General features: G+C 69.9%; 24 protein-coding genes and 1 tRNA gene. 17 read left to right on the top strand and 8 right to left on the bottom strand.

Going from position 1 to position 25,495, the window contains the following annotated elements; genetic code table 11:
• Positions 1–111: 111 nt before the first annotated feature.
• Positions 112–1,647 carry a PucR family transcriptional regulator gene (locus tag ACXKZF_RS12605; RefSeq protein WP_488984410.1) on the bottom strand — a complete coding sequence of 512 codons (1,536 nt, stop codon included), beginning with the start codon at positions 1,645–1,647 and terminating at the stop codon, positions 112–114.
• A 92-nt stretch (positions 1,648–1,739) separates the two neighbouring features.
• On the opposite strand from ACXKZF_RS12605, the gene gabT reads away from it, so the two are divergent.
• The 8 genes from gabT (at position 1,740) to nusG (ending at position 10,258) form a co-directional block, all read left to right on the top strand.
• Positions 1,740–3,089, top strand: a complete 1,350-nt coding sequence (gene gabT / locus ACXKZF_RS12600) for a 4-aminobutyrate--2-oxoglutarate transaminase (protein WP_488984409.1) — start codon at positions 1,740–1,742, stop codon at positions 3,087–3,089.
• Positions 3,090–3,193: 104 nt separating this feature from the next.
• Positions 3,194–4,648, top strand: coding sequence for a flavin monoamine oxidase family protein (locus ACXKZF_RS12595; RefSeq protein ID WP_488984408.1), 1,455 nt, complete (start codon positions 3,194–3,196; stop codon positions 4,646–4,648).
• Positions 4,645–5,517 carry a universal stress protein gene (locus tag ACXKZF_RS12590; protein WP_055956022.1) on the top strand — a complete coding sequence of 291 codons (873 nt, stop codon included), beginning with the start codon at positions 4,645–4,647 and terminating at the stop codon, positions 5,515–5,517. Before ACXKZF_RS12595 ends, ACXKZF_RS12590 begins: the two co-directional genes overlap by 4 nt.
• A complete protein-coding gene (locus tag ACXKZF_RS12585) occupies positions 5,514–7,073 on the top strand; it encodes an APC family permease (RefSeq protein WP_488984407.1) in 1,560 nt (519 codons plus the stop codon). The genes ACXKZF_RS12590 and ACXKZF_RS12585 overlap by 4 nt, the downstream gene beginning before the upstream one ends.
• Positions 7,074–7,095: 22 nt before the next feature.
• A complete protein-coding gene (locus tag ACXKZF_RS12580; RefSeq protein WP_488984406.1) occupies positions 7,096–8,457 on the top strand; it encodes an NAD-dependent succinate-semialdehyde dehydrogenase in 1,362 nt (453 codons plus the stop codon).
• 228 nt (positions 8,458–8,685) lie between these two features.
• Positions 8,686–8,758 (top strand) — tRNA-Trp (locus tag ACXKZF_RS12575).
• Between the two features lie 42 nt (positions 8,759–8,800).
• Positions 8,801–9,076: a preprotein translocase subunit SecE gene (secE, locus tag ACXKZF_RS12570; RefSeq protein WP_055956031.1), complete on the top strand. Its 276-nt coding sequence runs from the start codon at positions 8,801–8,803 to the stop codon at positions 9,074–9,076.
• 60 nt (positions 9,077–9,136) lie between these two features.
• On the top strand, positions 9,137–10,258 hold the full coding sequence (nusG, locus tag ACXKZF_RS12565) for a transcription termination/antitermination protein NusG (RefSeq protein ID WP_243224244.1): 1,122 nt from the start codon (positions 9,137–9,139) through the stop codon (positions 10,256–10,258).
• A gap of 529 nt (positions 10,259–10,787) precedes the next feature.
• Here the strand turns inward: nusG and ACXKZF_RS12560 are convergent.
• Complete coding sequence (locus tag ACXKZF_RS12560; protein WP_488984405.1) at positions 10,788–11,525, bottom strand: hypothetical protein; 738 nt, start codon at positions 11,523–11,525, stop codon at positions 10,788–10,790.
• Positions 11,526–12,192: 667 nt separating this feature from the next.
• Between ACXKZF_RS12560 and rplK the strand changes: the two genes are divergently transcribed.
• From rplK to ACXKZF_RS12530, 6 genes are all read left to right on the top strand, one after another.
• Positions 12,193–12,624, top strand: a complete 432-nt coding sequence (gene rplK / locus ACXKZF_RS12555) for a 50S ribosomal protein L11 (protein WP_013585556.1) — start codon at positions 12,193–12,195, stop codon at positions 12,622–12,624.
• Between the two features lie 11 nt (positions 12,625–12,635).
• On the top strand, positions 12,636–13,328 hold the full coding sequence (gene rplA / locus ACXKZF_RS12550) for a 50S ribosomal protein L1 (protein ID WP_055956040.1): 693 nt from the start codon (positions 12,636–12,638) through the stop codon (positions 13,326–13,328).
• Positions 13,329–13,683: 355 nt separating this feature from the next.
• Positions 13,684–14,490, top strand: coding sequence for an amino acid ABC transporter substrate-binding protein (locus ACXKZF_RS12545; RefSeq protein WP_488984404.1), 807 nt, complete (start codon positions 13,684–13,686; stop codon positions 14,488–14,490).
• A 132-nt stretch (positions 14,491–14,622) separates the two neighbouring features.
• The gene (locus ACXKZF_RS12540) at positions 14,623–15,288 is read left to right on the top strand and encodes an amino acid ABC transporter permease (RefSeq protein ID WP_488984403.1); all 666 of its coding nucleotides are present in this window, start codon (positions 14,623–14,625) and stop codon (positions 15,286–15,288) included.
• Entirely contained in the window at positions 15,275–16,075 is an 801-nt protein-coding gene (locus ACXKZF_RS12535) for an amino acid ABC transporter ATP-binding protein (protein ID WP_055956048.1), read from the top strand. Before ACXKZF_RS12540 ends, ACXKZF_RS12535 begins: the two co-directional genes overlap by 14 nt.
• Before the next feature lie 85 nt (positions 16,076–16,160).
• Positions 16,161–17,204 carry an NAD(P)H-dependent flavin oxidoreductase gene (locus ACXKZF_RS12530; protein WP_488984402.1) on the top strand — a complete coding sequence of 348 codons (1,044 nt, stop codon included), beginning with the start codon at positions 16,161–16,163 and terminating at the stop codon, positions 17,202–17,204.
• A 121-nt stretch (positions 17,205–17,325) separates the two neighbouring features.
• Here the strand turns inward: ACXKZF_RS12530 and ACXKZF_RS12525 are convergent, their stop codons facing one another.
• Both ACXKZF_RS12525 and ACXKZF_RS12520 read right to left on the bottom strand, forming a co-directional pair.
• On the bottom strand, positions 17,326–17,601 hold the full coding sequence (locus ACXKZF_RS12525; protein WP_488984401.1) for an acylphosphatase: 276 nt from the start codon (positions 17,599–17,601) through the stop codon (positions 17,326–17,328).
• Positions 17,602–17,775: 174 nt separating this feature from the next.
• A complete protein-coding gene (locus ACXKZF_RS12520; RefSeq protein WP_055956057.1) occupies positions 17,776–18,423 on the bottom strand; it encodes a LysE/ArgO family amino acid transporter in 648 nt (215 codons plus the stop codon).
• 69 nt (positions 18,424–18,492) lie between these two features.
• Between ACXKZF_RS12520 and ACXKZF_RS12515 the strand changes: the two genes are divergently transcribed.
• A complete protein-coding gene (locus tag ACXKZF_RS12515; RefSeq protein WP_488984400.1) occupies positions 18,493–19,377 on the top strand; it encodes a LysR family transcriptional regulator ArgP in 885 nt (294 codons plus the stop codon).
• Between the two features lie 2 nt (positions 19,378–19,379).
• Here the strand turns inward: ACXKZF_RS12515 and ACXKZF_RS12510 are convergent, their stop codons facing one another.
• The 4 genes from ACXKZF_RS12510 to ACXKZF_RS12495 form a co-directional block, all read right to left on the bottom strand.
• Complete coding sequence (locus tag ACXKZF_RS12510) at positions 19,380–20,399, bottom strand: NADP-dependent oxidoreductase (protein WP_055956063.1); 1,020 nt, start codon at positions 20,397–20,399, stop codon at positions 19,380–19,382.
• Positions 20,400–20,692: 293 nt separating this feature from the next.
• Positions 20,693–21,154 carry a MarR family winged helix-turn-helix transcriptional regulator gene (locus ACXKZF_RS12505; RefSeq protein WP_055957140.1) on the bottom strand — a complete coding sequence of 154 codons (462 nt, stop codon included), beginning with the start codon at positions 21,152–21,154 and terminating at the stop codon, positions 20,693–20,695.
• 4 nt (positions 21,155–21,158) lie between these two features.
• Positions 21,159–22,919, bottom strand: a complete 1,761-nt coding sequence (locus ACXKZF_RS12500) for an MDR family MFS transporter (protein ID WP_055956066.1) — start codon at positions 22,917–22,919, stop codon at positions 21,159–21,161.
• A 96-nt stretch (positions 22,920–23,015) separates the two neighbouring features.
• Positions 23,016–23,696 (bottom strand): YqaJ viral recombinase family protein, encoded by a 681-nt coding sequence (locus ACXKZF_RS12495; protein ID WP_055956069.1) that lies wholly within the window; start codon positions 23,694–23,696, stop codon positions 23,016–23,018.
• Positions 23,697–23,799: 103 nt separating this feature from the next.
• Here ACXKZF_RS12495 and ACXKZF_RS12490 point away from each other — a divergent pair, with 103 nt between their 5' ends.
• Positions 23,800–24,201 carry an SIP domain-containing protein gene (locus ACXKZF_RS12490; RefSeq protein ID WP_488984399.1) on the top strand — a complete coding sequence of 134 codons (402 nt, stop codon included), beginning with the start codon at positions 23,800–23,802 and terminating at the stop codon, positions 24,199–24,201.
• A 101-nt stretch (positions 24,202–24,302) separates the two neighbouring features.
• The gene (locus tag ACXKZF_RS12485) at positions 24,303–25,448 is read left to right on the top strand and encodes a type IV toxin-antitoxin system AbiEi family antitoxin domain-containing protein (protein WP_488984398.1); all 1,146 of its coding nucleotides are present in this window, start codon (positions 24,303–24,305) and stop codon (positions 25,446–25,448) included.
• Positions 25,449–25,495: the final 47 nt, after the last annotated feature.

Below are 25,495 nucleotides of genomic sequence, written 5' to 3'. Positions count from 1 at the left end.
TCGTCGACACGCCGGACCGGGATGCCGGCGACTCGGCGTGTCGGAGAACTCCCCGCCGTTGTGCACTGGCCCGACGCTGACCCGGGGGGGGGGGGGGGGGGGGGGGGGGGGCTACTCCGACAGCCGCAGCGCGGCCCACAGCTCCGCACGGGCGGCGAATGACGACAGGTCGCGCTCGGCGACGCGCTCGGCCAGGGCGATGCGGGCGCGCACGGTGTGGCGGTGGATACCGAGGGCGTGCGCCGTCGCCTCGTGCGAGCAGTCGTTCGCGAGCCAGGCGTCGAGCGTGTCGACGAGCGCGGAGCCCTGTTCGGCGTCGTGAAGGTGGAGCGGTGCGAGGCTCCCCGCGGCGACCGTCCGCGCCGCTTCCGAGCCGAGGGCGGCGATGAGTCCGGCGCGGGCGGTGTCGGCAAAGTCGGCGATACCGGGCGTCGAGACCCGATCCCGCGCGGTGCGCGCCTGGGTGAGGGCGCGTGAGAACCCGTCGTATCCCGTCGCGGCCGAGCACCCGATCACCGTCTCGAACCGATCGGCGATGTCGGCGAGCAACTCGCGTGCGCCCGCCGGCACCACGATGACCAGGCCGTCGTCGCCCCGGCCGAAGAACATCTCGCCGCGGTGCTCCTGTCCGCGGTGCTCCAGCCATTCTGTGAGCGCGGTGGAGCGGGCGGATGCCGCGGGGGTGAGGGCGACGATGACGGGAGCGGCGGGCAGGGGGCCGAAGAGGTCGCGCGCAGCGCGGCGCGCGAGCGCGGGGTCGTCGCCGATCAGCGACTGGACGAGGCCCGCGCGGAACAGGCTGATCGCGCGACCGAGACCGTCCTGCTGCTCCAGCGCGAGCGCGGCCATCGCCACCACCGCGGTCACGACGCTGCGTGCTTCGTGATCGAGGTCGGAGGCTTCGATCGCGAGGGCGCCGCGGAGGTGGCCGCCGCGACCGAGCGTCTGCACGGTCACCGACGTGTCTCCGACGCGGATCGCGCCGGCGGCCCGCGTTCCCCGGCGCAGCATCGCGGTCACCTCGGCCGCGACGGCATCCACTGCCGCCGACGCCAGGGTGCCCACGGGGTGGGCATCGCGGAGGGCCCCCGCGGCATCGAACAGCCCCACCCAGCAACCGAGCTGGCGAGACAGCTCGGCGAGGGTGGCCGAGAGGCCGTCGGGGCGCAGGGCGGCGAGCGACACGGCCCGCTGCGCCGCGAGCGACCAGCTGCGGCGGGCGTAGGCGTCGGCGGCGATGGCCTCGGCGCCCGCGCGTGCCACCGCGATGAACGGCGTGCGGTACGGCACCTCGAACATGGGCATCCCGGCTGCCACGCACGCCTGGGTCAGGGCCGGGGGGATCCCGTCTCGAACGACTTCCGTGCCGAACCCCAGCCCACGCACGCCGCGGGCGACAAGCCGTCCCACGTACGCGACGTAGTCCGCGGTGACCGCGCCGGCGAACTGCGTGCCGGTGGTCAGCAGCACCAGCCCCTCGCTGAGGAAGGGGGTCGGGTCGGCGAGATCGCTGGAATGCACCCAGCGCACGGGTCGGTCCAAGCTGCCGGGGGTGAGGTCGTGCTCGTCGACGACGAGGCGCAGGTGCAGGTCGCGCCGTGCGAGCAGCGCGCGCAGGTTCGGCGGAGTGGCGGCGGTGTCGACCATGCTTCCTCCTGTACGAGACGTATACGACGGTGCGAGCGACTGTACAACCAGGAGAGTGCGGGGCGCGTCGCGCCGTCCGTAGCATCGCCGCCATGAGCCTCGACACCCTCCCCACCGTCGGCGGTCCGTCCCTCGCCCAGGAGCGCCGCCTCGTCACCGCCATTCCCGGCCCCCGTTCGCAGGAACTGCTCGACCGCAAGGCCGCGGCCGTGGCATCCGGTGTCGGACACACCGTGCCCATCCACGCGGTCGCCGCGGGTGGCGGAGTCGTGGTCGACGCCGACGGCAACTCGCTCATCGACCTCGGCTCGGGCATCGCCGTCACCAGCGTCGGCAACGCCCACCCCGCCGTGGTGGCCGCCGTGCAGGAGCAGGTCGCCTCCTTCACCCACACGTGCTTCATGATCTCGCCGTACGACTCCTACGTCGCCGTCGCCGAGGCCCTGAACCGCCTCACGCCCGGCGATCACGCCAAGAAGAGCGCGCTGTTCAACAGCGGCGCCGAGGCGGTCGAGAACGCCGTGAAGATCGCCCGGAAGTTCACGGGGCGCCAGGCCGTCGTCGCGTTCGACCACGCGTACCACGGCCGCACCAACCTCACGATGGCGCTCACGGCCAAGAACATGCCGTACAAGAGCGGCTTCGGGCCCTTCGCGGCCGAGGTCTACCGCGCTCCGCTGTCGTACCCGTACCGCGACGGACTGTCGGGCCCCGAGGCCGCCGCCAAGGCGATCTCGCTCATCGAGAAGCAGGTCGGTGCCGAGAACCTCGCCGCCGTCATCATCGAGCCCATCCAGGGCGAGGGCGGCTTCATCGTGCCCGCCGACGGGTTCCTGAACGCGATCGTGGACTGGTGCCGCGACAACGGCGTGGTCTTCATCGCCGACGAGGTGCAGTCCGGCTTCGCCCGCACGGGAGCGATGTTCGCCAGCGAGCACTTCGGCATCGTCCCCGACCTGGTCACCACCGCCAAGGGCATCGCCGCGGGTCTCCCGCTGGCGGCCGTGACGGGACGAGCCGAGATCATGGATGCCACCCACACGGGCGGCCTCGGCGGAACTTACGGCGGTAACCCGGTCGCGTGCGCCGCGGCTCTGGCCTCCATCGATGCGTTCGAGAACGAGGGGCTCATCGAGCGCGCGCAGCAGATCGGCGAGATGCTGAAGGACCGTCTCCGCGCCCTCCAGGCGAACGACCCCCGTATCGGCGACGTGCGCGGTCACGGTGCGATGATCGCCGCCGAGTTCGTCGACCCCACCACCGGCGCCCCCGACGCCGCCCTCACCGCCGCCGTCGCGAAGGCGTCGATCGCGGAGGGCGTCATCGTCCTCACCTGCGGCACCTATGGCAACGTCATCCGGTTCCTGCCCCCGCTGTCGATCGGTGACGAGCTGCTGCACGAGGGGCTCGACGTCGTGGCGGCAGCCCTCGCCCGCAACTGACGACCGTCCCGGCGGCGGACTCCACCGCCGTCGGGGCGAGGGCTCCCGCCGAACCCGAGCGGCCCCCAGCACACGTAGACGTGAACGAGAAGGAAGAAGAGCCCATGGACGAGATCACCCGCGATGTGGTCGTCATCGGAGCCGGCGCCTCCGGACTCACCGCCGCCAACGACCTGCGCAAGGCCGGCCTCTCGGTCGCCGTGCTCGAAGCGCGCGACCGCGTGGGCGGGCGCCTGTGGACCGACGTGATCGAGGGCGCGATGCTCGAGCTCGGTGGACAGTGGGTCTCGCCCGACCAGCAGGCGCTCATCGACACCGTCGCCGACCTGGGCTTGTCGACGTACAGCCGCTATCGAGACGGCGAGAGCGTCTACGTCGGCGCCGACGGCGAGGCGAAGCGCTTCACGGGGGAGATGTTCCCCGTGGCCGCCTCGACCGAGCAGACCATCGACGAGATCACCGCGCGACTGGATGCCATGGTGGCCGAGATCGACCCTGACAAGCCGTGGGAGCACCCCCGCGCCGCCGAGTGGGACAAGGTCTCATGGGACGCGTGGCTCCGCCAGCAGACCGACGACGACGAGGCCGTGCGCAACCTCGCCTTCGCCACGGGCTCTGCGATGCTCACCAAGCCCACGCACACCTTCTCGCTGCTGCAGTCGCTGCTCATGGCGGCATCCGCGGGGTCGTACTCGCACCTCGTCGACGCCGACTTCATCCTCGACAAGCGTGTTGCGGGCGGTCTGCAGCAGGTGCCGGAACTGCTCGCCGAGCGGCTCGGTGACGACGTCTACCTGAACCAGCCGGTGCGCCGCATCGTCTGGGGCGCCGATTCGGCGACGCCGGATCGCCCGGCCGACACGGGTCAGCGGGTTGCGGACCTCCGGGCGCTGACGGCTCGCGTCGAGGCCGCGGCATCCTCCTCCGACGGCGTCACGGTGATCGCCGATGGCGTCACCGTCCGCGCCCGCTTCGCCATCCTCGCCCTGGCCCCCGTGCTGTATTCGCGCATCTCGTTCGAGCCGCCGCTGCCGCGCCTGCAGCACCAGATGCACCAGCACATCTCGATGGGCTTCGTCATCAAGGTGCACGCGGTGTACGACACGCCGTTCTGGCGCGAGCAGGGCCTGTCGGGCACGGCGTTCAGCCCCTACGAGCTGTGCCACGAGGCGTACGACAACACCAATCACGGAGACGAGCGCGGCACCCTGGTCGGCTTCGTGTCGGACCAGAACGCCGACGACCTGTTCCGTCTGAGCGCCGAGGAGCGCAAGGAGCGCATCCTCGAATCCCTGTCGCGCTACTACGGGCCCGCCGCGAAGACGCCGGTCGTCTACTACGAGAGCGACTGGGGCACCGAGGAGTGGACCCGTGGCGCGTACGCGGCGAGCTTCGACCTCGGTGGCCTGCATCGCTACGGCGCCGACCAGCGCCAGCCCATGGGTGCGATCCATCTCGCGTGCAGCGACATGGCCGGAGCGGGCTACCAGCACGTCGACGGGGCGATCCGACAGGGGCACCGCGCCGCAGACGAGATCCTCGAGCGGACGCGCGGATGACCGGCGACCGCGTCGTCGTCGGCTACGCGGCCACCGACGCGGGTGCCGACGCCCTCGCGCTCGGTGCGCGCCTGGGAGCTGTGCTCGACGCCCCCGTCCACGCCGTCGTCGTCCTGCCGTCGGCCGAGGGCAATGTCTCGATCCCGACCGACGCGTCGTACGAGCGTCTCGTCGAAGACACCGCGCGCGGATGGTTGCGCGACGCGCTCGCGTCGTTCCCCGGCATCCGGGGCCACGTCCGACACGCCTCCGCCGTCTCGGACGGTCTCGTCGCCGCCGCGGAGGAGTTCGACGCCGGCGTCATCGTCGTCGGCACCGGCGGGGGTGGACCGCGCGGTCGTCACCGCCTCGGCACCACGGCCGAGGAGCTCGTTCACTCGGCTCCGGTCCCCGTCGCCCTCGCGCAGGAAGGGGCGCGCGCGATCGACCCGGGCGTCGGCCTCCCGCGAGTCACCGCCGCGATCGGCACCCGCCCGGGCGCCGACGTGCTCCTGCACACCGCGGCGACCGTCTCGCGCCGCACCCACGCGCCGCTCCGGCTGCTCTCCCTCGCCGGTGTCGATCTGCCGAACCGCGTCGACGCCGGCCTCACCCGCCTCACCGGCCAGACGCACGCCGCGAGCGTGCTCGAGGCGGCACGCGCGACGCTCCCCGCAGAAGTGCCGGCGGAGGCCGTCGTGGGCACCGGCAGCGACATCGAAGACGCCGTCTCGCACATCGAGTGGCAGCCCGGCGAGATCGCGCTGGTCGGATCGAGTCGCCTCGCCCAGCCCCGTCGCTTGTTCCTCGGCTCCACCGCGGGGCGGATCCTGCGTGCCCTGCCCGTCCCGATGATCGTGGTGCCCCGCACCCAGGAGGTCTCGTCATGACCGATGCATCCCACGGTGCGAGCGCGTCCCCCGACAGCGCCGTCACCACCGGCATCTCCAACAAGGGCCTGCGCGTCGGCTCGATCGGCATGATCGGCGCCGTCGTCATCGGCATCTCCACCATCGCCCCGGCGTACACACTGACCGGCGCCCTCGGCCCCACGGTCTCGGCCGTCGGGTTCCAGGTGCCGGCGATCATCCTCGTCGGTTTCATCCCGATGCTGCTCGTCGCGCTCGGCTATCGCGAGCTGAATTCCCGGATGCCGGATGCCGGCACCTCGTTCACCTGGGCGTCGCGCGCCTTCGGACCCTGGGTCGGCTGGATGGCGGGCTGGGGTCTGGTCGCGGCCACCGTCATCGTGCTGTCGAACCTGGCGGGCATCGCCGTCGACTTCTTGTTCCTTCTCATCGCGCAGGTCAGCGGCAACGCCGAGATCGCCGAACTCACCCGCGTCGTCCCGATCAACATCGCGGTCTGCCTGCTGTTCATGTTCCTGGCGACGGTGGTGTCCTACCGCGACCTGCAGACGACGCAGCGTCTGCAGTACGGTCTGGTCGGGTTCCAGATCCTCGTGCTGCTGGTCTTCGCCGGCGCCGCCGTGGTCGAGATGATGAGCGGTAACGCCTTCGACGCCAGCCCGGTGGAGGCGTCATGGTTCAACCCCTTCGAGGTGGACTCGTTCAGCTCCTTCGCCGCGGGGCTGTCGCTGTCGATCTTCATCTTCTGGGGCTGGGACGTCATCCTCACCATGAACGAGGAGACGAAGGATCCCGACCGCACCCCGGGGCGCGCCGCCACGGTCACGGTCTTCCTCATCGTGGCCCTGTATCTCTTCATCGCCGTGGCACTGCTCATGTTCGCCGGCAACGGTGCCGGTGAGCTGGGGCTCGGCAACGAGGACATCCAGGAGAACGTCTTCTTCCACCTCTCGGGACCCATCCTCGGACCCCTCGCGTTCCTCGTGTCGCTCGCGGTCCTCACCAGCTCGGCATCCTCGCTCCAGGCCACCTTCGTGGGGCCGGCACGGACCCTGCTGGCCATGGCGCACTACGACGCACTGCCGAAGAACTTCGCGAAGGTGAGCCCGCGATTCTTCACCCCCGGCTATGCCACCATCGTGTCGGCCGTGGTCGCTTCGGCGTTCTACGCGATCATGCGCGTGCTGAGCGAGAACGTGTTGACCGACACCATCACGGCGCTGGGCGCGATGATCTGCTTCTACTACGGCCTGACCGCGTTCGCGTGCGTCTGGTACTTCCGCAAGCAGTGGTTCGACTCGGTGCGCAACTTCTTCTTGACCCTCCTCGCCCCGCTCGTGGGCGGTGGCATCCTGGCCGTGCTGTTCGTCACCACCCTCATCGACAGCGCCGATCCCGAGTACGGATCGGGGTCCAACATCGGCGGTGTCGGATTGGTCTTCGTCATCACCGTGGTCATCATCGTCACCGGCATCGTGTTGATGGTGGCGCAGAGGGTGGCGAGCCCGGCCTTCTTCCGCGGTGAGACCCTGGGTCGGGAGGCACCCGCCCGTGCCCGCCGCCGCCGCACGTCCTGACATCGAAACGACAAGGAGCACCATGAGCGACTACGCCGTCGTCAACCCCGCCACGGGGGAGACCCTCGCCGAGTACGACACGCTGACCGACGCCGGGGTCGAGCACGCCCTGGCATCCGCCGACGCGGGGTACCGCTCCTGGTCGCGGACCGCTCCGGCCGAGCGGGCCGAGGCACTCCGCCGCGTGGCCGAGCTGCACCGCGAGCGCCGGGACGACCTCGCCGCGATCATCGTGCGAGAGATGGGCAAGCCGCTCGAGGCGGCCCTCGGCGAGGTCGACTTCGCCGCCGACATCACCGAGTACTACGCCGACGTGATCGACAAGATCACCGGTGACACCCCGCTCGACATCCTGGGCGAGGGCTCGGCGGTGATCCGCCGCTCGCCGCTGGGCGTGCTGCTGGGCATCATGCCGTGGAACTTCCCCTACTATCAGGTCGCCCGTTTCGCCGCGCCGAACCTCGCCGTCGGCAACACGATCCTGCTCAAGCACGCCCCCCAATGCCCGGAGTCGGCGGAGGCGCTGCAGGCGATCTACCGTGACGCGGGGCTGCCCGACGGCGCGTACGTCAACATCCGGGCGACCAACGATCAGGCGGCGACCATCATCGCCGACTCGCGCGTGCAGGGCGTGTCGGTCACCGGCTCGGAGCGCGCCGGTGCCGCCGTCGCCGAGATCGCCGGCCGCAACCTCAAGAAGGTCGCGCTGGAGCTCGGCGGCTCCGATCCCTTCATCCTGCTGTCCACGGATGACCTGGATGCCGCCGTACAGGCCGCCGTCGATGCGCGCCTCGACAACAACGGCCAGTCGTGCAACGCCGCCAAGCGCTTCATCGTGATCGACGACCTGTACGACGCGTTCCTGTCGAAGTTCACCGCGGCCCTCGGCGAGGCGAAGGTCGGCGACCCGTTCGCCGACGACACCGTCCTCGGGCCCCTGTCGTCACTCGCGGCCGCGGAGCGCCTCGACGAGCAGGTGCAGCGCGCCGTGTCGCAGGGCGCGACGGTGGAGGTCGGCGGCACGCGCGACGGGGCGTTCTACCCCGGCACCGTGCTGACGGGAATCACGCCCGACATGGACGCGTACGGCGAGGAGTTCTTCGGCCCCGTCGGCACCGTCTACCGGGTGGCCGACGAGGAGGAGGCGATCGAGATCGCGAACGGCACGGGCTATGGGCTCGGCTCCTACGTCTTCACAACCGATGCCGAGCAGGCACAGCGCATCGCCGACCGGATCGAGGCCGGAATGGTCTACGTGAACGTCGTGCTCGCCGACTCGCCCGAGCTGCCGTTCGGCGGCGTCAAGCGCAGCGGCACCTCGCGTGAGATGGGCCTGCTCGCGGCCGACGAGTTCGTGAACAAGAAGCTCATCCGCACGGTGTGATCGGGACCGCGTCCCCCCGGCCTGGTCGGGTGGGCCGGGGGACATCCGCGGTCCGGTTCCCGGCCCTCGACACCGGCCTCGGTTCGCCAGGCCGAGGTCCATGACATAGACTGGATAGTGCAGTCGAAATCTGCATTCTTTCGCCGTGCCCTCGGGTACGCGGCATCCTCCCCCGAGAGATTCCAGGCGGAAGCGCGCGGTTTCGTTTCCTGGATCCCTCGGGATCTTAGGGCGGTAGCTCAATTGGCAGAGCAGCGGTCTCCAAAACCGCAGGTTGCAGGTTCGATTCCTGTCCGCCCTGCGCACAGCGCACGCTGGCACAGACACAGACCAAGGTGGTTCGATGACGCAGGACGAGGCGAGCGGCGAGATCGTCGCCGACCGCGGCGCCCCCCGCGAGAAGAAGCTGAACTTCTTCGCGCGGATCGCCCTCTTCATCCGTCAGGTCTTCGCAGAACTCCGCAAGGTCGTCACGCCGACGCGGCAGGAGCTGTTGAAGTTCACCGCCGTGGTCCTCGGTTTCGTCGTCGTCATGATGGCGATCGTCTATGGCCTCGACGTGCTGTTCGTGTGGATCACCACCGCCGTCTTCGGCGTCCCCGGTACCGCCGGCGCCTGACCGGCGTTCGTGCGGACGTGCGGCGCCAAGAGCGGCCGCCTCTGAACGGAAGAGATCACAGTGTCTGAAAGATATGTCGACGACGCCGATTGGGCGACGGCAGCCGAGCAGTCCAGCGAGGACGACGAAGCCCAAGAGGGCAACGTGCTCGAGTCCCAGGAGCGCGCCTCCGACTCGGCCGAGCATTCCGCCGTTCACATCGTGGACGACGAGGCTGAGGTCGACGACGCCGACCTCAGCGACATCGACATCACCGACCCGGAGGCGGACGCGATCGTGAACGACGCTCTCGAGATCGACGAGACCAGCGAGGCCGAGGCGGCCGCCGAGGTCCTGAACGACTCCCTCGCCGAAGAGCAGGCCGAAGAGGCCGCCGAAGCCGCCGACGAGGTCACCCCGTACGACGGCCCCGACGTCAACGGCGAGCCCGACGAGCCCGTGCTCGACGAGGACTTCGTCGACGAGGTCTCCGCCGCGGCGAGCGTGGTCGACGAGGTCGAGGCCGGCGAGTCCGCCGCCGACGCGCCTACCGACCTCGACTCGGAAGACGACGAGGACGCCGACCCCTACGAGGCCTACCGCACCGAGCTGCGGTCGCTTCCGGGCAAGTGGTACGTCATCCACTCCTACGCCGGATTCGAGCGCAAGGTGAAGGCCAACATCGAGCAGCGCAAATCGACGCTCGAGGTCGAGGATGACATCTACCAGGTCGAGGTCCCCATGGAGGACGTCGTCGAGATCAAGAACGGCCAGCGCAAGATGGTCAACCGCGTGCGCATCCCCGGCTACGTGCTGGTGCGCATGGACCTCAACGAAGACACCTGGTCGGTCGTGCGTCACACCCCCGGTGTGACCGGCTTCGTGGGCAACGCCCACAACCCCACGCCGCTGCGCTTCGATGAGGCGTTCAACATGCTGAAGAGCCTGGTCGAGATCAAGGAGTCCGCTCCCTCCAAGGCCGGTGCCGCCAAGGGGTCGGCGACGACCCAGCGCGTCATCCCCGCCGAGGTCGACTTCGAGACCGGCGAGACGATCACGATCAAGGAGGGCTCGTTCGCGGGTCTTCCCGGCACGATCAGCGAGATCAAGCCCGAGAGCGGCAAGCTCACCGTGCTCGTGTCGCTCTTCGAGCGCGAGACCCCCGTCGAGCTGTCGTTCGACCAGGTCACCAAGATGGTCTGACGCCCCGCGCGTCTCCCGAACGCCCCGCCCGGCTTCCGCCGGCGGGGCGTTCGTCGTTGTCGCCCGTCGGTCGTCTCGCGTGCCGCCCTCGGTCGTCCCCGTCGGTCCCGCCGGTCGTCCCCGTCGGTCCCGCCGGTCGTCTCTGTCGGTCCCGCCGGTCGTCTCTGTCGGTCCCGTCGGTCGTCTCGCTTGTCGCCCGTCGGTCGTCGCTGTCGGTTCGCCGGCGCCGTTGGATCACCGTCCCCTCGGTCGCGCCGCTGGCGTGGGCGTACGTTCGCGCGCGGCACCCACGCATAAACACGATCTGTGCGTGGAAACACGCTGTCGGCCCGTTTATCCGCACGAACCGTGTTTATGCCGATCGTGTGGGGCTCGCGTCTGACCGGGCGGGTGAAGGCATCGATCCCTCGGCTCGCGCCGCGCCGCTGGCGTGGGCGTACGTTCGCGCGCGGCACCCACGCATAAACACGATCTCTGCGTGGGAACACGCCGTCGGCCTGTTTATCCGCACGAATTGTGTTCCTGCTCGTCACACCGAGCGCGCATTGCGAGCGACGGATGCCAGCGCCGCCGTCTCGTCGCGCTTCACCTGAGTCAACCCCGCGGCGAGAAGGGCGGATCTCAGCCCCTCGACGCCGATGGCCCCGGCGTAGTCCCACCGGGCGATACGCCAGCCCGCTCGGCGGAGCGCGTCTTCTCGTCGTTTCTCGGCACGGACAGCGTCGACGGCGCCGTCTCCCTGGTACTTGAGCCACCCGTCGGACTCACCGATGACCTGGCGCTCCGGCCAACAGAAATCCGATCGATAGACGCGGCCGTCGATCTCATGCTCTGCTTGGAGCGCGGGACGGGGGAATCCACACCACTCGATGACGATCCGGCTGATGGACTCTCCGGGAGATTCCGAAAGCGGCGTTGCGTGGTTCACCACCCACGCCATGCGTCGAAGGCCGAATCTGTTGCGCTGGACCGAGCCCCGCTCGAGGAGATCCGTTGCGGACAGTCCGAACGATCGCAACGCCGCATCGGCGACGGCGACCCCCAGTGCGGGAGGCAAGACGCGGGCGAGGTCGACGACGACATCTTCGATCGCAGTGGTCCGGATGCCGGCCGTCTCCTGCGTCGTGCGCGGGTCCGCGCTCGTGTGTACGGCGACGTCGCCGTACCTGGCCGAGCGTGAGCGGCGTCCGTCGAAGATGTGGATCAATCGCGGATGCCCGAACGTCGGCAGGCCGAGAAGCGCGGCGGCCGACTCGTGTGAGAACACGGCATCGCGTCGCGCCGTCGCGAACGCATGGACGCGGACGAGATAACGTTCCCATGGGGACAATCCCTCCCACCTGACGCGCGCCGTGTAGACACCGGAACGGACACGGACCAGCCCTTCGTCGCGTGACGGCGGGGGCCCAGAGAGCGGTACACGTGAAGCGAGCACCAACGGCGTCGGCGATGCGCGTAGCGACCGAGGAGTGACATCCATGCGGTGAGGGTGGCAGCTTTGTCGGCGTCACCGGTGGGCCCTGTGGATAACTGCCCCGCCCGCTCACGCGCAAACGCGATTGATGCGCGGAAACACTACGTCGTCACGTTTGCGCGCACGAACTGTGTTTATGCGTATGGAAACTGGGGGAGACCCAACGTGACTGAATCCCGGTGGCGGATGGATGCCGTGGCACAGTGCGACGCCGGGCCGCCGGACCGCCGGACCGCAGGACCGCAGGACCGCAGGACCGCGCCCACGCCGATCAGCTGGACGGGGGAGCGGGTTGGCCGCCACCGTCGCAGGGAGGCGGAGGACGGTGGATGCCGGAGGGCACGGCGTCGCGTATGATGGGGAGGTTGCGTGCGTCAGCGCGTGACGACCGCTGCCCGGAACCGCCGGGTGTGCGGGAGAGAGGGAGCCGCGAGGCCCCCGCTCGAGAGAGGAAAAGGATATGGCACCCAAGAAAAAGGTGACCGGCCTGATCAAGCTCCAGATCAAGGCGGGCGCGGCCAACCCCGCGCCGCCGATCGGTCCGGCGCTCGGTCAGCACGGCGTCAACATCATGGAGTTCTGCAAGGCCTACAACGCGGCGACCGAAGCCCAGCGCGGCAACGTCATCCCCGTTGAGATCACGGTCTACGAAGACCGCAGCTTCACCTTCATCCTGAAGACCCCGCCCGCGGCGGAGCTCATCAAGAAGGCGGCCGGGCTTGCCAAGGGCTCGTCCACGCCCCACACGGTCAAGGTGGGCAAGCTCACCAAGGACCAGGTCCGCGAGATCGCCACCACGAAGCAGCCCGACCTGAACGCGAACGACATCGAGGCCGCCTCGAAGATCATCGCCGGCACCGCCCGTTCCATGGGCATCACGGTCGAGGACTGAGGGAGATAACAATGGCTACCAAGTCCAAGGCATTCCGCGCCGCTGCTGAGAAGATCGCGGCCGACACGTTCTACACCCCGACCGAGGCCGTCGCCCTCGCGAAGGAGACCGGCTCGAAGAAGTTCGACTCGACCGTCGAGGTCGCGCTGAAGCTCTCGGTCGACCCCCGTAAGGCTGACCAGATGGTCCGCGGCACGGTCATCCTGCCCCACGGCACGGGTAAGACCGCGCGCGTCATCGTCTTCGCCAACGGCCCCGCGGCCGAGGCGGCTCTGGCCGCCGGCGCCGATGAGGTCGGAGGCACCGACCTCATCGAGAAGGTCGCCGCCGGCTACACGTCGTTCGACGCCGCCGTCGCCACGCCCGAGCTCATGGGTCAGGTCGGTCGCCTCGGGAAGGTCCTCGGACCCCGCGGCCTCATGCCGAACCCCAAGACCGGCACCGTGACCCCCAACCCGGCCAAGGCCGTCGAGGAGATCAAGGGCGGAAAGATCGAGTTCCGCGTCGACAAGCACGCCAACGTGCACTTCGTCGTCGGCAAGGCGTCGTTCACCGCTGAGCAGCTCGACGAGAACCTCGCCGCAGCGCTCGAGGAGATCGTCCGTCTCAAGCCGTCGAGCTCGAAGGGCCGTTACATCCAGAAGGGCGCCGTTTCGACCACCTTCGGTCCCGGCATCCCGCTGGACGTCAACGTCATCGCCTGACGTCTGCGTCACCCGGAAGCCCCGCCGCGCCTCGTGCCAGCGGGGCTTCCGCATGCTCTGCCCGATCGCGCGGCACGCGCACCCGCACCGCCCAACCGAAGCGCACCCGCACTCTCGGATCTCCGACCGGCACAGCGGACAGGTGCCTGCGACGGGCTGCGGAAACTCCGCCTCCGCGGGTCCCCGGCACCGGTCCCCTCGACGGGCTCGACGACCTCCGTCGCCTGACGATCACGTGCCCCGATCCCGCACGAATGTGCAACACGGCGTCATCCGGGAAGAGACCGGTACGCGGCCGTGTTCTGCTTGAGGGCGCCGATCGCGCCTCCCCCCCATCACCATGTCTGGAACAGCTATGCCCCGTCGCCGTTTGACCGTCCTCGCCGCCACCCTGGGCCTGAGCGCCCTCGCGCTGACCGCCTGCAGCGGCGGTGCGACCTCCGAGGCCACCCCGGGAGCGGGATCCGAGTATGGTCTCGTCTCCGACGGCACCCTGACCGTCGCCACCGAAGGCACCTACCGCCCGTTCTCGTACCACGAGGGCGCGGGCGACCTGACCGGCTTCGACGTCGAGATCGCGCAGGCCGTCGCCGACAAACTCGGCCTCGAGGTCACATTCCAGGAAACCCAGTGGGATGCCATCTTCGCCGGCCTCGACGCGGGACGCTTCGACGTCATCGCCAACCAGGTGTCGATCAACCCGGAGCGTGAAGAGAAGTACACCTTCAGCACCCCCTACACCGTGTCGCGCGGCGTCGTCGTCACCGCCGACACCGACAACTCGATCTCGAGCTTCGCCGATCTGTCGGGAAAGACCACCGCCCAGTCGCTCACGAGCAACTGGTACGAGCTGGCCACCGAGAGCGGCGCCCAGGTCGAGGCCGTCGAGGGCTGGGCGCAGGCCGTCGCCCTGCTCAAGCAGGGGCGCGTGGATGCCACGGTCAATGACCAGCTCACCTACCTCGACTACGAGAAGACGAACAGCCCCACGGGCCTGAAGATCGCCGCCGAGACCGACGACACCTCGGAGAGCGCCTTCGCCTTCAAGAAGGGCCAGGACGCCCTCGCCCAGGCCGTCGACGGTGCGCTCGAAGAGCTCCGCGCCGACGGCACACTCGCAGAGATCAGCGAGAAGTACTTCGGCGACGACGTCACGCAGTAACGACCCGCTGTAAAGCCCCGCGGATCGATCGTCTCCCGCCCCTAGCGTGGGAGTCGGTCGGTCCGCGTCCGCGTGTGCGCCGGCGTCCGCGGGCAGGATCCGGGCGGTGCGCCCGCAGGAGGAAGGAGGCCCATGAACGACATCTGGACGCTGATGCTCGATTCGTTCTGGCCGATGGTTCTGGCGGGACTGCGGGGCACCATCCCCCTGTCGCTGGCCTCGTTCGTGATCGGTCTCGTGATCGCGCTGTTCATGGCGCTGCTGCGCCTGTCGCCCAACGTGCTGCTGTCGGGCATCGCCCGGTTCTACATCTCGATCATTCGTGGCACACCGCTGCTGGTGCAGTTGTTCGTGATCTTCTACGGCCTGCCGTCGCTGAACATCACGATCGACCCGTTCCCGGCGGCGGTCATCGCCTTCTCGCTCAACGTCGGCGGTTACGCTGCGGAGGTCATCCGCGCGGCCATCCTGTCGGTCCCCCGTGGACAGTGGGAGGCGGCCCACACCGTGGGCCTCTCGCCCGCCAAGACGCTGACGCGCATCATCTTGCCGCAGGCGGCGCGCGTGTCGGTGCCGCCCCTGTCGAACACGTTCATCTCGCTCGTGAAGGACAGCTCGTTGGCATCCCTCATCCTGGTCTCGGAACTGTTCCGCCAGGCCCAGAACATCGCCGCTTTCTCCTACGAGTTCATGGCCGTGTATCTGGAGGCGGCGCTCATCTATTGGCTGTTCTGCCTGGTGTTGTCGTTCGGGCAGAACGCCCTCGAGAAGAGGTTGGACCGCCATGTCGCCCACTGAGAACCCTCTGCTGCACGTCACGGGGCTCGAGAAGAGCTTCGGGGCGAACCGTGTGCTCGCCGGCGTCGATCTCGAGGTGCGCCGCGGCGACGTGCTCGTGCTGATCGGACCGTCGGGGTCGGGCAAGACGACGGTGCTCCGCTGCCTGAACGGCTTGGAGACCCCGGATGCCGGAGTCGTGGCGTTCGAGGGAGGGCCGCGCGTCGACTTCGGGGCGAAGGTCACCAAGCGCGATCGGACGGCGCTCCGCGATCGCTCGGCGATGGTGTTCCAGCACCACAACCTGTTCCCGCACCTGACGGTGATCCAGAACGTCATGGAGGGGCCGGTGCAGGCGCACGGCGTCCCTCGGGCCGCGGCAGCGGAGCGGGCCGAGAGGCTGCTCGCCCGCGTCGGTCTGTCGGAGAAGCGCAACGCCTACCCGTCCGAGCTGTCGGGCGGTCAGCAGCAGCGGGTCGGGATCGTGCGTGCACTCGCGCTCGAGCCGCAGCTGCTGCTGTTCGACGAGCCCACCAGCGCCCTCGACCCCGAGCTGGTCGGGGAGGTGCTGACGGTGCTCCGCGAACTCGCGAACGAGGGGTGGACGATGGTCATCGTCACGCACGAACTGGGCTTCGCCCGCGAGGTCGCCGACGAGGTGCTGTTCTTCGACGAGGGCGTGATCGTCGAGCGCGGAGCTCCGTCCGAGCTGCTGCGTCAGCCGAAGAAGGAGCGCACGCGGCGCTTCCTCAACCGCCTGCTGCGTCCCCTCGACGGCCCCGACCCCGCGTCGGATGACGGGTCCTGACGCCGGCGGCTGCACGACCCCCGCGATAGCGCGTCGACGGACGAACCCGCCGCGCGACGATCACGGCGCGGAGTAGCGTCGGAGCATGCGACGCCTCGAAGGTCTGCTCGGAATCGACATGCCCGTTGTGCTCGGCCCGTTCGGCGGTCTCTCGTCCGTCGCTCTGTGCGCGGCGGTCAGCGACGGCGGCGGTCTCGGATCGTTCGGGCTGTACGGGTACGCGCCCGAACGCATCCACGACACGATCACCGCGCTGCGCTCGGCGACTCCGGGCCGCATCGCCGTGAACCTCTGGTGGCCCCGAGGCGACGAGGCCTCACCCGCCGACGTCGACATGGCCCCGTTCCTCCTCGCCGCCGCCCCGCTCTTCGCCGCCGCCGGTGTCACCCCGCCCGCGCCCCCGGCATCGTTCATGCCGACGCTCGCCGACCAGCTCGACGCGGTCTTCGACGCCCGCCCCGACGTGCTGAGCGTCGTCTTCGGCGTTCCGGATGCCGGCACCCTCACCCGCGCGAAATCACTCGGTATCCATGTCATCGGAACTGCGACGTCTGTCGCCGAGGCGGTGGCGCTCGAGGCCGCAGGCGTCGACGCCGTCGTCGCGACGGGATCGGAGGCGGGGGGACATCGGGTGTCGTTCCTCCGCGACCCCGCGCACTCGCTCGTCGGCACCTTCGCACTGGTGCCCCAGATCGTCGACGCCGTCGGCATCCCGGTGATCGCGGCGGGCGGCATCGCCGACCGTCGGGGCGTCGCGGCGGCGTTCGCGCTGGGAGCCGAGGGCGTCCAGGTCGGCACGGCGTTCCTCCGTACCCGGCAGTCCGCGGCGACGGACGGCCACCGGGCGGCGATCGGCACGGCCGCCGACACCGACACGGTCTTGACACGGGCGATGAGCGGACGGCTGGCCCGTGGCATCCCCAATCGCGCGATGCGCGAGCTCGAGGCGTCGGGCATGATCGCACCGTTTCCCGCGCAGAACTGGCTCACCGGGGTGTTCCGTGCCGCCGCGACCGCGTCGGGTGACGCCGATCTGGTATCGATGTGGGCCGGGCAGGCGGCGGCGCTGGCGCGTCTCGACGACGCCGCGGAGGTCCTCGCCGAACTGCGCGCCGGGGTTCCCGGCTGACCACCCCGGCGCCGCCTGGATTTCGCAGCATCGTGGCGATCTCGCAGGGTTCTCGCCGAGAGAGGCGAGTTTCGCGTCATCCTCCGCGTCTCGCGAGCCCGCTCCCGGACGCGGCGCCTGGTCAGGTTGTCGCGTGGATCTCGAACCCATCAGGGGGTGTCTCGCTGCTCTCCACGGCGTCGACGCGGTCGACCCCCGCTGATGGTGGCCCGACGTGGGCCCAGGCGACCACGGTGTCGACGGTTGTCGCATCTCCCGCGATGAGCGCCTCGACCGAGCCGTTTCGACGGTTGCGCACCCAGCCGCGGGCGCCCGCGCGCTGCGCTTCGTTCTGCAGGGCGTAGCGGAAGCCGACGCCCTGCACTCGCCCGTGCACCATGATCGTCACCGCTCGCATACCGTCATTCTCGCGGACGGTGCGAGGGGCTTTGCGGGTTGAGGGCGGATTCGGCGCTTCGGGGCGGGCGGATTCCGCCGATACCGCGGATCGTGCTCGAGCGGCGGATCTGCCCCCGAACCCTGGACCGCGCCCCGACGAGGCGAAGGACGCGATCCGAGCGGCCCCAACGCGTCAGTGCGGGAGCACGAGCGAGAGGGCGATCGCGAACATCACCACGGCGATGACCGCGTCGAGGATCCGCCACGCGCGGGGGGTGTCGAGCCACCGGCCGAGGTAGCGTGCACCGAATCCCAGCGCCGAGAACCACGCGAGGCTCGCGATGCAGGCACCGATCGCGAACGCCCAGCGGTCTTCGCCGTGAGTGGATGCCACGGAGCCGAGCAGGAAGACGGTGTCGAGGTAGACGTGCGGGTTGAGCCACGTGAGCGCGAGGCACGTCAGCACGGTGGCGGTGAGCGTCGTGCGGGTGCGCAGTGCGGTGCCGCCGGCATCCGTCGTCTCGGGCGTCGCCGTATTCGCCCGCAGGGTCTCGCCGCTGGGGCGCAGGGCCCGCCGAGCCGCGAGCGCGCCATAGCCGACGAGGAATGCGGCTCCCGCCCAGCGCACGACCACGATCAGCCACGGAACGGCTTGCAGAACGAGACCGATCCCCGAGACGCCGAGCAGTATCAGCACGGCGTCGGAGATCGCGCACACTGCGACGACGGCGAGCAGGTGCTCGCGCCGGACGCCCTGCCGCAGCACGAACAAGTTTTGAGCGCCGATGGCGACGATGAGCGAGAAGCCGAGGCCGAGACCGGCGAGCAGGGGAGTGAGCACGTTCCGACGCTAGGGCGACGCGGTGCACAAGACCAGCTCAAGATTCTGTAGGACCATTAGCATCGCTTCATGTCTATCCCGCTCGACCTCGCCCGCACCCTCGCCGTCGTGGTGGAGGAGGGGACACTGGATGCCGCCGCCCGTCGTCTGCACATCACCCCCTCCGCGGTGAGTCAGCGAATCCGGGCCCTCGAGGATCAGCTGGGGCGGGTCGTGCTCGTCCGCTCCAAGCCCGTGCGCACCACCGAAGCCGGGGATGCGGTGGTGCGGCTCGCTCGCCAGCTCTCCCTGCTGGAGCACGACGCGCTCGCGGCGATGGGGGCGGAGGGCGGGTCGGTGGCATCCGTGCCCCTCGCCGTGAACGCCGACTCGCTCGCCACCTGGTTCCTGCCGCCGCTGGCCCGCGTCGCGGCCCGCCGCCCCGTCGTGTTCGACCTGCACCGCGACGACCAGGATTTCACGGCGGGACTGCTGGAATCGGGGACGGTCATGGCCGCCGTCACGTCGCGTGAAGCCCCGGTCGCCGGGTGCCGCGTGCGGCGGTTGGGGGTGCTGCGCTACGAGGCGGTGGCCACGGCGGATTTCGCGACGCGGTGGTTCGCGTCCGGCGCCCGCTCGGACGCCCTCGGCGCGGCGCCGGTGGTCGACTTCGACCGGCGCGACGACCTCCAGTCCCGTTGGCTCGCCCGTCGAGGTGTGGCCGCGGCGGGGCCACCGCGCCACCGGGTGCCGGCATCCCAGGACTTCGCCACCGCGATCGAATTGGGACTCGGGTGGGGGTTGCTGCCGGGCTTCCAGTCCGCAGCGGGCCTCGCCGCGGGTGCGCTCGTGCGTCTAGGCGCGGACCCCGTCGATGTGCCGCTGTTCTGGCAGCAGTGGAATCTCACCTCGCCGCTGCTCGACGACGTCGCCGACGAGATCGTCGGGGAGGGGCGCCGTGTGCTCGCGGCTTAGGGTCAGTCGTCGCTGACCCGCAGCACGATCTTGCCGCGGGTGTGCCCGCGTTCGAGCTCGGAGTGAGCTGCGGCCGCGTCGGCCAGCTCGAACACGCGGTCGATGTAGACCCGCACAGCACCCGAATCCAGCAGGCGCGCGATGGTCGCGAGGGCGCTGCCGTCGGGGATCGTCTTGTAGTCGGTGCAGCGGATGCCGCGGGCCGCGGCCGCCTCCCGGAACCCGGGCCACGCGCCGGTGGGGACCTCGATCAGCAGCCCGCCCGGACGGAGGACGTCGAGCGAGCGGGTGCCGGTGTCGTCGGAGACGTCGCCGATGAGGTCGATGACGACATCGACATCGTCCAACACGTCTTCGAATCGTGTCGAGGTGTAGTCGACCACCTCCGCCGCGCCGAGCTCGCGGAGCCAGTCGAGATTCCGCGGCGACCCGGTGGCGATGACGTGCGCGCCGAAGTACGCGGCGAATTGCACAGCGAAGTGACCCACCCCGCCGCCGCCCGCGTGGATGAGGATGCGCTGCCCCTGATGGGCGAGCGCCGTCTCGACGACGAGCCCCCACGCGGTGAGGGCAGCGACCGGCACTCCCGCGGCCTCGACGTGCGAGAGGGAGAGGGGCTTGCGGGCGAGCGAAAGTGTCGGCACGACGACGTACTCGGCATAGGTGCCCGCCGTGCGGGGGACGGCGGCCATGCCGTACACCTCCGTGCCGACCGGGAACGGGTGCGCGTCGAAGGGGGCGCGCACGACGACACCGCTGACGTCGAGCCCCAGCACCGCGGGCCAGGCGTCGATGGATGCCGACATCCCGCGTCCCGCGCGCGTTTTGGCGTCGATGGGGTTGATGCCCGCCGCGACCACGCGCACGAGCACCTCGCTCAGCACCGGCTGCGGTACCGCGGTCTCGGCGATGTGCAGCACGTCGGCTGCGCCCGGCGCGTCGTAGACCACCGAATGCATCGTCTCGGGCACCGGGGGAGCCGGGTGCAGGGCGGTCTCAGGACGCGTCGATCGGAATCTCATCGGGCGCTCTCTCTCGCGGGGTGTTCGCAGTCGAGGCGGCCCCGCCCCGACGGTCCCAGTCAAGCGCGTCATTGTCTCGATGGTGTTTCGCCGCCGTCACCGTGTCGCGAAGTCCGCGCCCAGTGGCACCCCGTCTGCCCCGGGGTACGGGATTCGCGCGCCGCGAGAAACGCGGTCCGCTCGAAGAAACGCCTCGTCGCACGGTTTCTCGCCGCGAACCATGTTTCTCGAGCGATCACTGCGGCCATCGCGCGCTCGCCCGGGCCGCAACAGCGGCCGACGCCGCTGAGCCGTCAGTCCCGGACCGGTACCTCGCCGACCGCCAGCGCGTGCAGCAGCGTCGAGAGGTGGCGGATGTCGTCGATCGACCAGTCGGCGATCGCATCGAAGAGTCGGCTCTCGTGCGGGGCTCGAGCGTCGGCGAGCCGGCGATGACCGACCTCGGTGACGGCGATGAGGCGCGAGCGGCCGTCGTTGGGATCGGGGGTGCGGGTGACGAGCCCGAGTTCTTCGAGCTCGGTGATCGACCGGCTGAGGAAGCCCTTGTCGGCCGCCAGGCGCTCGGCCAGGGCCGAGAGTGTCAGCGGTCCGAATCGGCTTACGACGGAGAGAGCCTTGAACGTGGCCGGGAGCATTCCTGGGCTCACGCGTTCCGCCGCCTCGGAGACGAAGCGGCGGAACACGGTCATGAGCTCCGAGAACGACGATTCCAGGGCCTGCACGGCCACTCGGCGGTCATCGGTCACGTCGCTCATCACGTCAGCCATCCTCTCCCATCTCGGCCCCGCGGTGGGTGCGGCGGGAGTCTGCGGCATCCCGGGTCGGCACCGAACCGGTGGCGGCGAGGGCGCCGTCGTCGGCACGGCGTTCGGCTGCGGCATCCAGGGTCCGCACCGAGCCGGTCGCGGAGAGGGTGGCCATGGCCGCGGGGACGGAGACGGTGGCGAGATCGGCTTCGCTGGCCGCGACGCGCTCGCTCGTGGTCATGCGGGTCAGCGGACGGTTCGGCAGGAACAGGATGGCGATGAGGCTGATCACGGCCACGGGCACCGCGATGAGGAACGAGTGCGCGATGGCCTGGGCGTAGATGTCCTCGACGATGACACGGACGGTCTCGGGGAGGGCCGAGACCTGCGGGATCGTGCCCGACTGCAGCGACTCGGCCACCGCGGCGCCGTTCGCGCCGAGTCCCGTGATCGCCGCCTGCAGGTCGGCAGCGCGGTCGGTGAACAAGCTCGTCGCCATGCTGGCGAGCGCGGCACCCATGACGGAGACGCCGATCGTGCCGCCCAGGCTGCGGAAGAACGTCACTCCCGAACTCGCCGCTCCCATCTGCTCCGGGTTGGCGGTGTTCTGCACGATGAGGACGAGGTTCTGCATCGTCATGCCGACGCCCGCGCCGAGGAGGGCCATGTAGAGCGAGACGAGGGCGAAGTTCGTGTCGTAGTGGATGGTCGACAGCAGGAACGAGCCCGCGATGAGCAGCGCGCCACCCGCGATGAGGAACGGCTTCCAGTTGCCGAAGCGCGAGATGAGCGCACCCACCACGATCGAGGACACCAGGAGCCCGCCGATCATGGGGATGGTCATGACACCCGCCTCGGTCGGCGTGGCTCCGCGGGCCATCTGCATGTACTGGCTGAGGAACACCGAGGTGCCGAACATCGCCAGTCCCGTCGCGATGGAGGCGATCGTGGCGAGGGTGAAGGTGGCGTCGCGGAACAGCGTGAGGGGCACGAGCGGCTCCGAGGAGCGCAGTTCGACGATGACGAACAGGACGGCGGCGAGGACGGCTCCGCCGACCATGAGCACCGTTTCAACGCTGGCCCACTCGTAGGAGGTGCCGGCATTGGTCACCCAGATGAGCAGCAGCGAGACCGCGGTCGACAGCAGGACGATGCCGACGTAGTCGATCTTCACCTTGCGCGTGGCACGGACCGGCAGGTGCAGCGTGCGCTGCTGGATGAGCAGGGCGGCAACGGCGAAGGGGAGGGCGACGAAGAAGTTCCAGCGCCAGCCGAAGGCGTCGGTGATGACGCCGCCGAGGAGCGGACCGCCGACGGTCGCGACGGCCATGACCGCACCGAAGAGGCCCATGTACCGGCCGCGCTCGCGGGGGCTGATGATGTCGGCCATGATCACCTGGCTGAGGGCGGCGAGACCGCCGGCACCCAGACCCTGCACGGCACGGAAGGTGATGAGCATCTCGGTGTTCTGCGAGAACCCGGCGGCGGCGGTGGCCAGCACGAAGATGGCGATCGCGACCTGGATGAGCACCTTGCGGTTGAACAGGTCGGCGAGCTTGCCCCAGATGGGGGTCGAGATCGCTGTGGTGAGGAGGGTCGCGGTGATGACCCAGGTGTAGGCGTTCTGATCGCCAGACAGGTCGTGCACGATGACCGGCAGCGACGTCGAGACGACCGTCGAGGCGAGCATCGACACGAAGGTGCCGAGCAGCAGCCCGATGAGGGCCGGGAGGACACGCCGCGGGGCGGCGGTCTCGGGGGAAACGGTTGTCATGCGGAACTCCACGTGGGGGACGGATGCCGCGACGACGGTGGCGCGATTAGTTGACTGATGTCAACGATACGCCGAATGCTTGACTTGCGTCAACTATTAATCGAGGAGCGCGAGGGCGCGGTACCTCTCGGTGGGCTCCGGCCGCACGGGCTCGGGGCGCGGCTGACGCGCCTGCATCGTGCGGCGGTAGAGCTCGTCGATGAGGGACGTCGCCAGATTCACGAGCTTGCTGATCTCGCGCTCGTCGCGGTCGATCCACTGGCAGCGGGGTTCGTCGTGCAGGGGCACGAAACCGTCGTGCTGCTCCCATGCCACGAGAGTGCGTTCGGCGCCGAGCACGTGCTGCTGCCACCAGATCTGCCTCATGTACGTGCGGGGGATCGAGCGCCACGCCTTGTTGGTGGTCTTGATCTCGGCGAGGACCACACGTCCTTCGCCGTCGACGACCACGCCGTCGGGGGTGGCGAGGTGACGCTTCTCGACGACCGCGTGGTACAGCGCGGAGGAGGGGCGGATGCCGTGCGTCGCTGCGACCCAGGCGGCGATCTCGGGTTCGCGCCGACGACCGTGGGCGGTGAAGGCGTTGCCGGAGAAGTTCGAGCCCATGAGCTTGGCATCCGCCGCTCGGGAGATCGCGTTCGGGCTGGTCAGGGTCGCCACATCGGTGGCGGTGATCCCGCGGGACCGCGCGCGGATCCAGGCCACCCGATCGCGGGAGTCGGCGACGATCCGTGCGTCGAGGTCGGCGCTTCGGGAGGCGACGAACTCGGGGGACATGCGTTCGACCCTAACCCCGCTCGCGCGTGGACCGGATGCGAACCTCGGCGCGTCGGCATCCGGGGTCTTGTGGTGCAGGTAAGGGTGCCCTAAGTTGAGGGGCATGACTCCGGATGCCGCTTCGCTGCGCCGCCCCGACGGCGGCCGCTGGTGCGATCTCGAGGGAGCGGTGCTGCTCGGCGGCGACGCGCATAACCTGCCCGAGATGCGCCGCATCGCCGCCGCCCTGTCGCCCTCCGCGCACGTGACGGTGCTGGTGGAGGTGCGCGGATCCGACCAGGTCGGCGTCATCGACGCGCGCGAGGGGCGGGTGAGCTGGCTCGATCGGTCGCTCGACGGCGGGCTCCGCCCGCGCGGCGAACGTCTCGCGCAGGCCATCCATGCGTGGTGCGCCGAGTGGGCCTGCGGCGACGACCCGGTCTGCACGGTCTGGCTGGGCGCACGCACACCGTCGCGGATCGTGCGCATGACCCGGGCGCTGCTGCCGGAGCCGCGCGTGTCCTGACGCTGGGGAGTCCGGCTTGCCGGCCGGGATGCCCACGGCCTCGGCGGAACGCGAACGTGGTGGCCGCGATTCGGCGGGGCGCGGGTGGTAGCGGTGGTCCGGTGGGGACGCACGCGATTGCCGAGGACGCTCGCAATCGTTGCCCAGGCGATGCGTCTTCGTCGATCGAGTGCGTCCTCGCGAGGGTCGGTGGGCCTGCTCCCGCGCGCGCCTGTGGAAAGACGCCGACGCCCGGATGTCGGAGTCGGCAGGGTGGACGCATGCAGGCGGAATCACCGATCGAACACGCTCGTCGGTCGCTCTTCTCCAGATCGGAACTGCGCGAGCGCGGTGTTTCGGAATCGGAGCTCAGGAAGGCCGGCGTCGGCGGCGCGTGGTCACGAATCGAGCCCGGGGTGTACATCGCCCGCGACGAATGGGCAGCGGCCCGGCCAGCCGATCGCCACCGCTTCGCGATCCTCGCCGCTGTCCGCAGGGCGCGTGATGCCGTTGGGGTGGTCTCCCACCTCTCGGCGGCCGTCCTCTACGGTCTGCCGCTTTACCGCTTCCCCGGCGGGCCCGTGCACGCGATTGTGCCACGCCCCGCCCATCCACCGAGCGGTCGCGCACTGCGCCGACACACCGGCGCCCTCGACCCCGAGGATGTCGTCGTCGTCGATGGGATCCGCTGCACCTCGCTCGGGCGGACGGTCTTCGACATCGCCTGCACCGAGGCGCGGGAGGTGGCGTTGAGCTGCGCCGATGGGGCTCTTCGTCGCGTCGCTGTGCACGGCCGGCGGTTCGACTCCGACGCGCAGACCCTCTGGCGTGACGCCATGCGCGAGCGCGTCGCGTGCGCACGGGGGCGTCGCGGGGTGCGCGAGGCTGGCTGGGTCGTCGAGTTCGCCGATGGAAGGGCGGAGTTGCCTGGCGAGAGTGTGAGCAGACTGCAACTGCACCGGCTCGGGTTCCGCGATATTGACCTGCAGGTGGCGGTGGAAGGCCCGCGGGGTTCCACGTACTTCGTCGACATCGCGCTGCGCGACGTGCGGACGTTCTGGGAGTTCGACGGCGAGGTGAAGTACCGGGACCCCTCCCTCCGCGGAGGTCGTTCCGTCGAAGACGTCGTCCTGGACGAGAAGCGACGCGAAGACTGGATCCGCGGTGTCACGCAATGGCGATTGTGTCGCGGCGGCTTCGCCTACATTGCCTCGCCGGAGGCGCTCGCCGCCCGCCTGGCTGCGTTTGGGGTGAAGCCGCCGCGATGATCGGCGAGGACGTAGTCGGTCGCCGAGGACGCATCCGTTCGGCGTCG

Source organism: Microbacterium sp. ABR10 (genome assembly GCF_057812175.1).
Note: the sequence above shows the minus strand (reverse complement) of the source record. Positions and strands in the feature narration are given on the sequence as shown.

Bases quoted from the DNA above. Each gene is read 5' to 3' on its own strand.
- ACXKZF_RS12490 (WP_488984399.1), top strand. From the start codon at position 23,800: ATGACTCCGGATGCCGCTTCGCTGCGCCGCCCCGACGGCGGCCGCTGG.
- gabT (WP_488984409.1), top strand. From the start codon at position 1,740: ATGAGCCTCGACACCCTCCCCACCGTCGGCGGTCCGTCCCTCGCCCAG.
- rplK (WP_013585556.1), top strand. From the start codon at position 12,193: ATGGCACCCAAGAAAAAGGTGACCGGCCTGATCAAGCTCCAGATCAAG.
- rplA (WP_055956040.1), top strand. From the start codon at position 12,636: ATGGCTACCAAGTCCAAGGCATTCCGCGCCGCTGCTGAGAAGATCGCG.
- ACXKZF_RS12605 (WP_488984410.1), bottom strand. From the start codon at position 1,647: ATGGTCGACACCGCCGCCACTCCGCCGAACCTGCGCGCGCTGCTCGCA.
- ACXKZF_RS12585 (WP_488984407.1), top strand. From the start codon at position 5,514: ATGACCGATGCATCCCACGGTGCGAGCGCGTCCCCCGACAGCGCCGTC.
- ACXKZF_RS12580 (WP_488984406.1), top strand. From the start codon at position 7,096: ATGAGCGACTACGCCGTCGTCAACCCCGCCACGGGGGAGACCCTCGCC.
- ACXKZF_RS12505 (WP_055957140.1), bottom strand. From the start codon at position 21,154: ATGAGCGACGTGACCGATGACCGCCGAGTGGCCGTGCAGGCCCTGGAA.
- ACXKZF_RS12495 (WP_055956069.1), bottom strand. From the start codon at position 23,696: ATGTCCCCCGAGTTCGTCGCCTCCCGAAGCGCCGACCTCGACGCACGG.
- ACXKZF_RS12510 (WP_055956063.1), bottom strand. From the start codon at position 20,399: ATGAGATTCCGATCGACGCGTCCTGAGACCGCCCTGCACCCGGCTCCC.
- ACXKZF_RS12540 (WP_488984403.1), top strand. From the start codon at position 14,623: ATGAACGACATCTGGACGCTGATGCTCGATTCGTTCTGGCCGATGGTT.
- ACXKZF_RS12525 (WP_488984401.1), bottom strand. From the start codon at position 17,601: ATGCGAGCGGTGACGATCATGGTGCACGGGCGAGTGCAGGGCGTCGGC.
- ACXKZF_RS12500 (WP_055956066.1), bottom strand. From the start codon at position 22,919: ATGACAACCGTTTCCCCCGAGACCGCCGCCCCGCGGCGTGTCCTCCCG.
- ACXKZF_RS12545 (WP_488984404.1), top strand. From the start codon at position 13,684: ATGCCCCGTCGCCGTTTGACCGTCCTCGCCGCCACCCTGGGCCTGAGC.
- ACXKZF_RS12595 (WP_488984408.1), top strand. From the start codon at position 3,194: ATGGACGAGATCACCCGCGATGTGGTCGTCATCGGAGCCGGCGCCTCC.
- ACXKZF_RS12515 (WP_488984400.1), top strand. From the start codon at position 18,493: ATGTCTATCCCGCTCGACCTCGCCCGCACCCTCGCCGTCGTGGTGGAG.
- ACXKZF_RS12530 (WP_488984402.1), top strand. From the start codon at position 16,161: ATGCGACGCCTCGAAGGTCTGCTCGGAATCGACATGCCCGTTGTGCTC.
- ACXKZF_RS12590 (WP_055956022.1), top strand. From the start codon at position 4,645: ATGACCGGCGACCGCGTCGTCGTCGGCTACGCGGCCACCGACGCGGGT.
- secE (WP_055956031.1), top strand. From the start codon at position 8,801: ATGACGCAGGACGAGGCGAGCGGCGAGATCGTCGCCGACCGCGGCGCC.
- ACXKZF_RS12535 (WP_055956048.1), top strand. From the start codon at position 15,275: ATGTCGCCCACTGAGAACCCTCTGCTGCACGTCACGGGGCTCGAGAAG.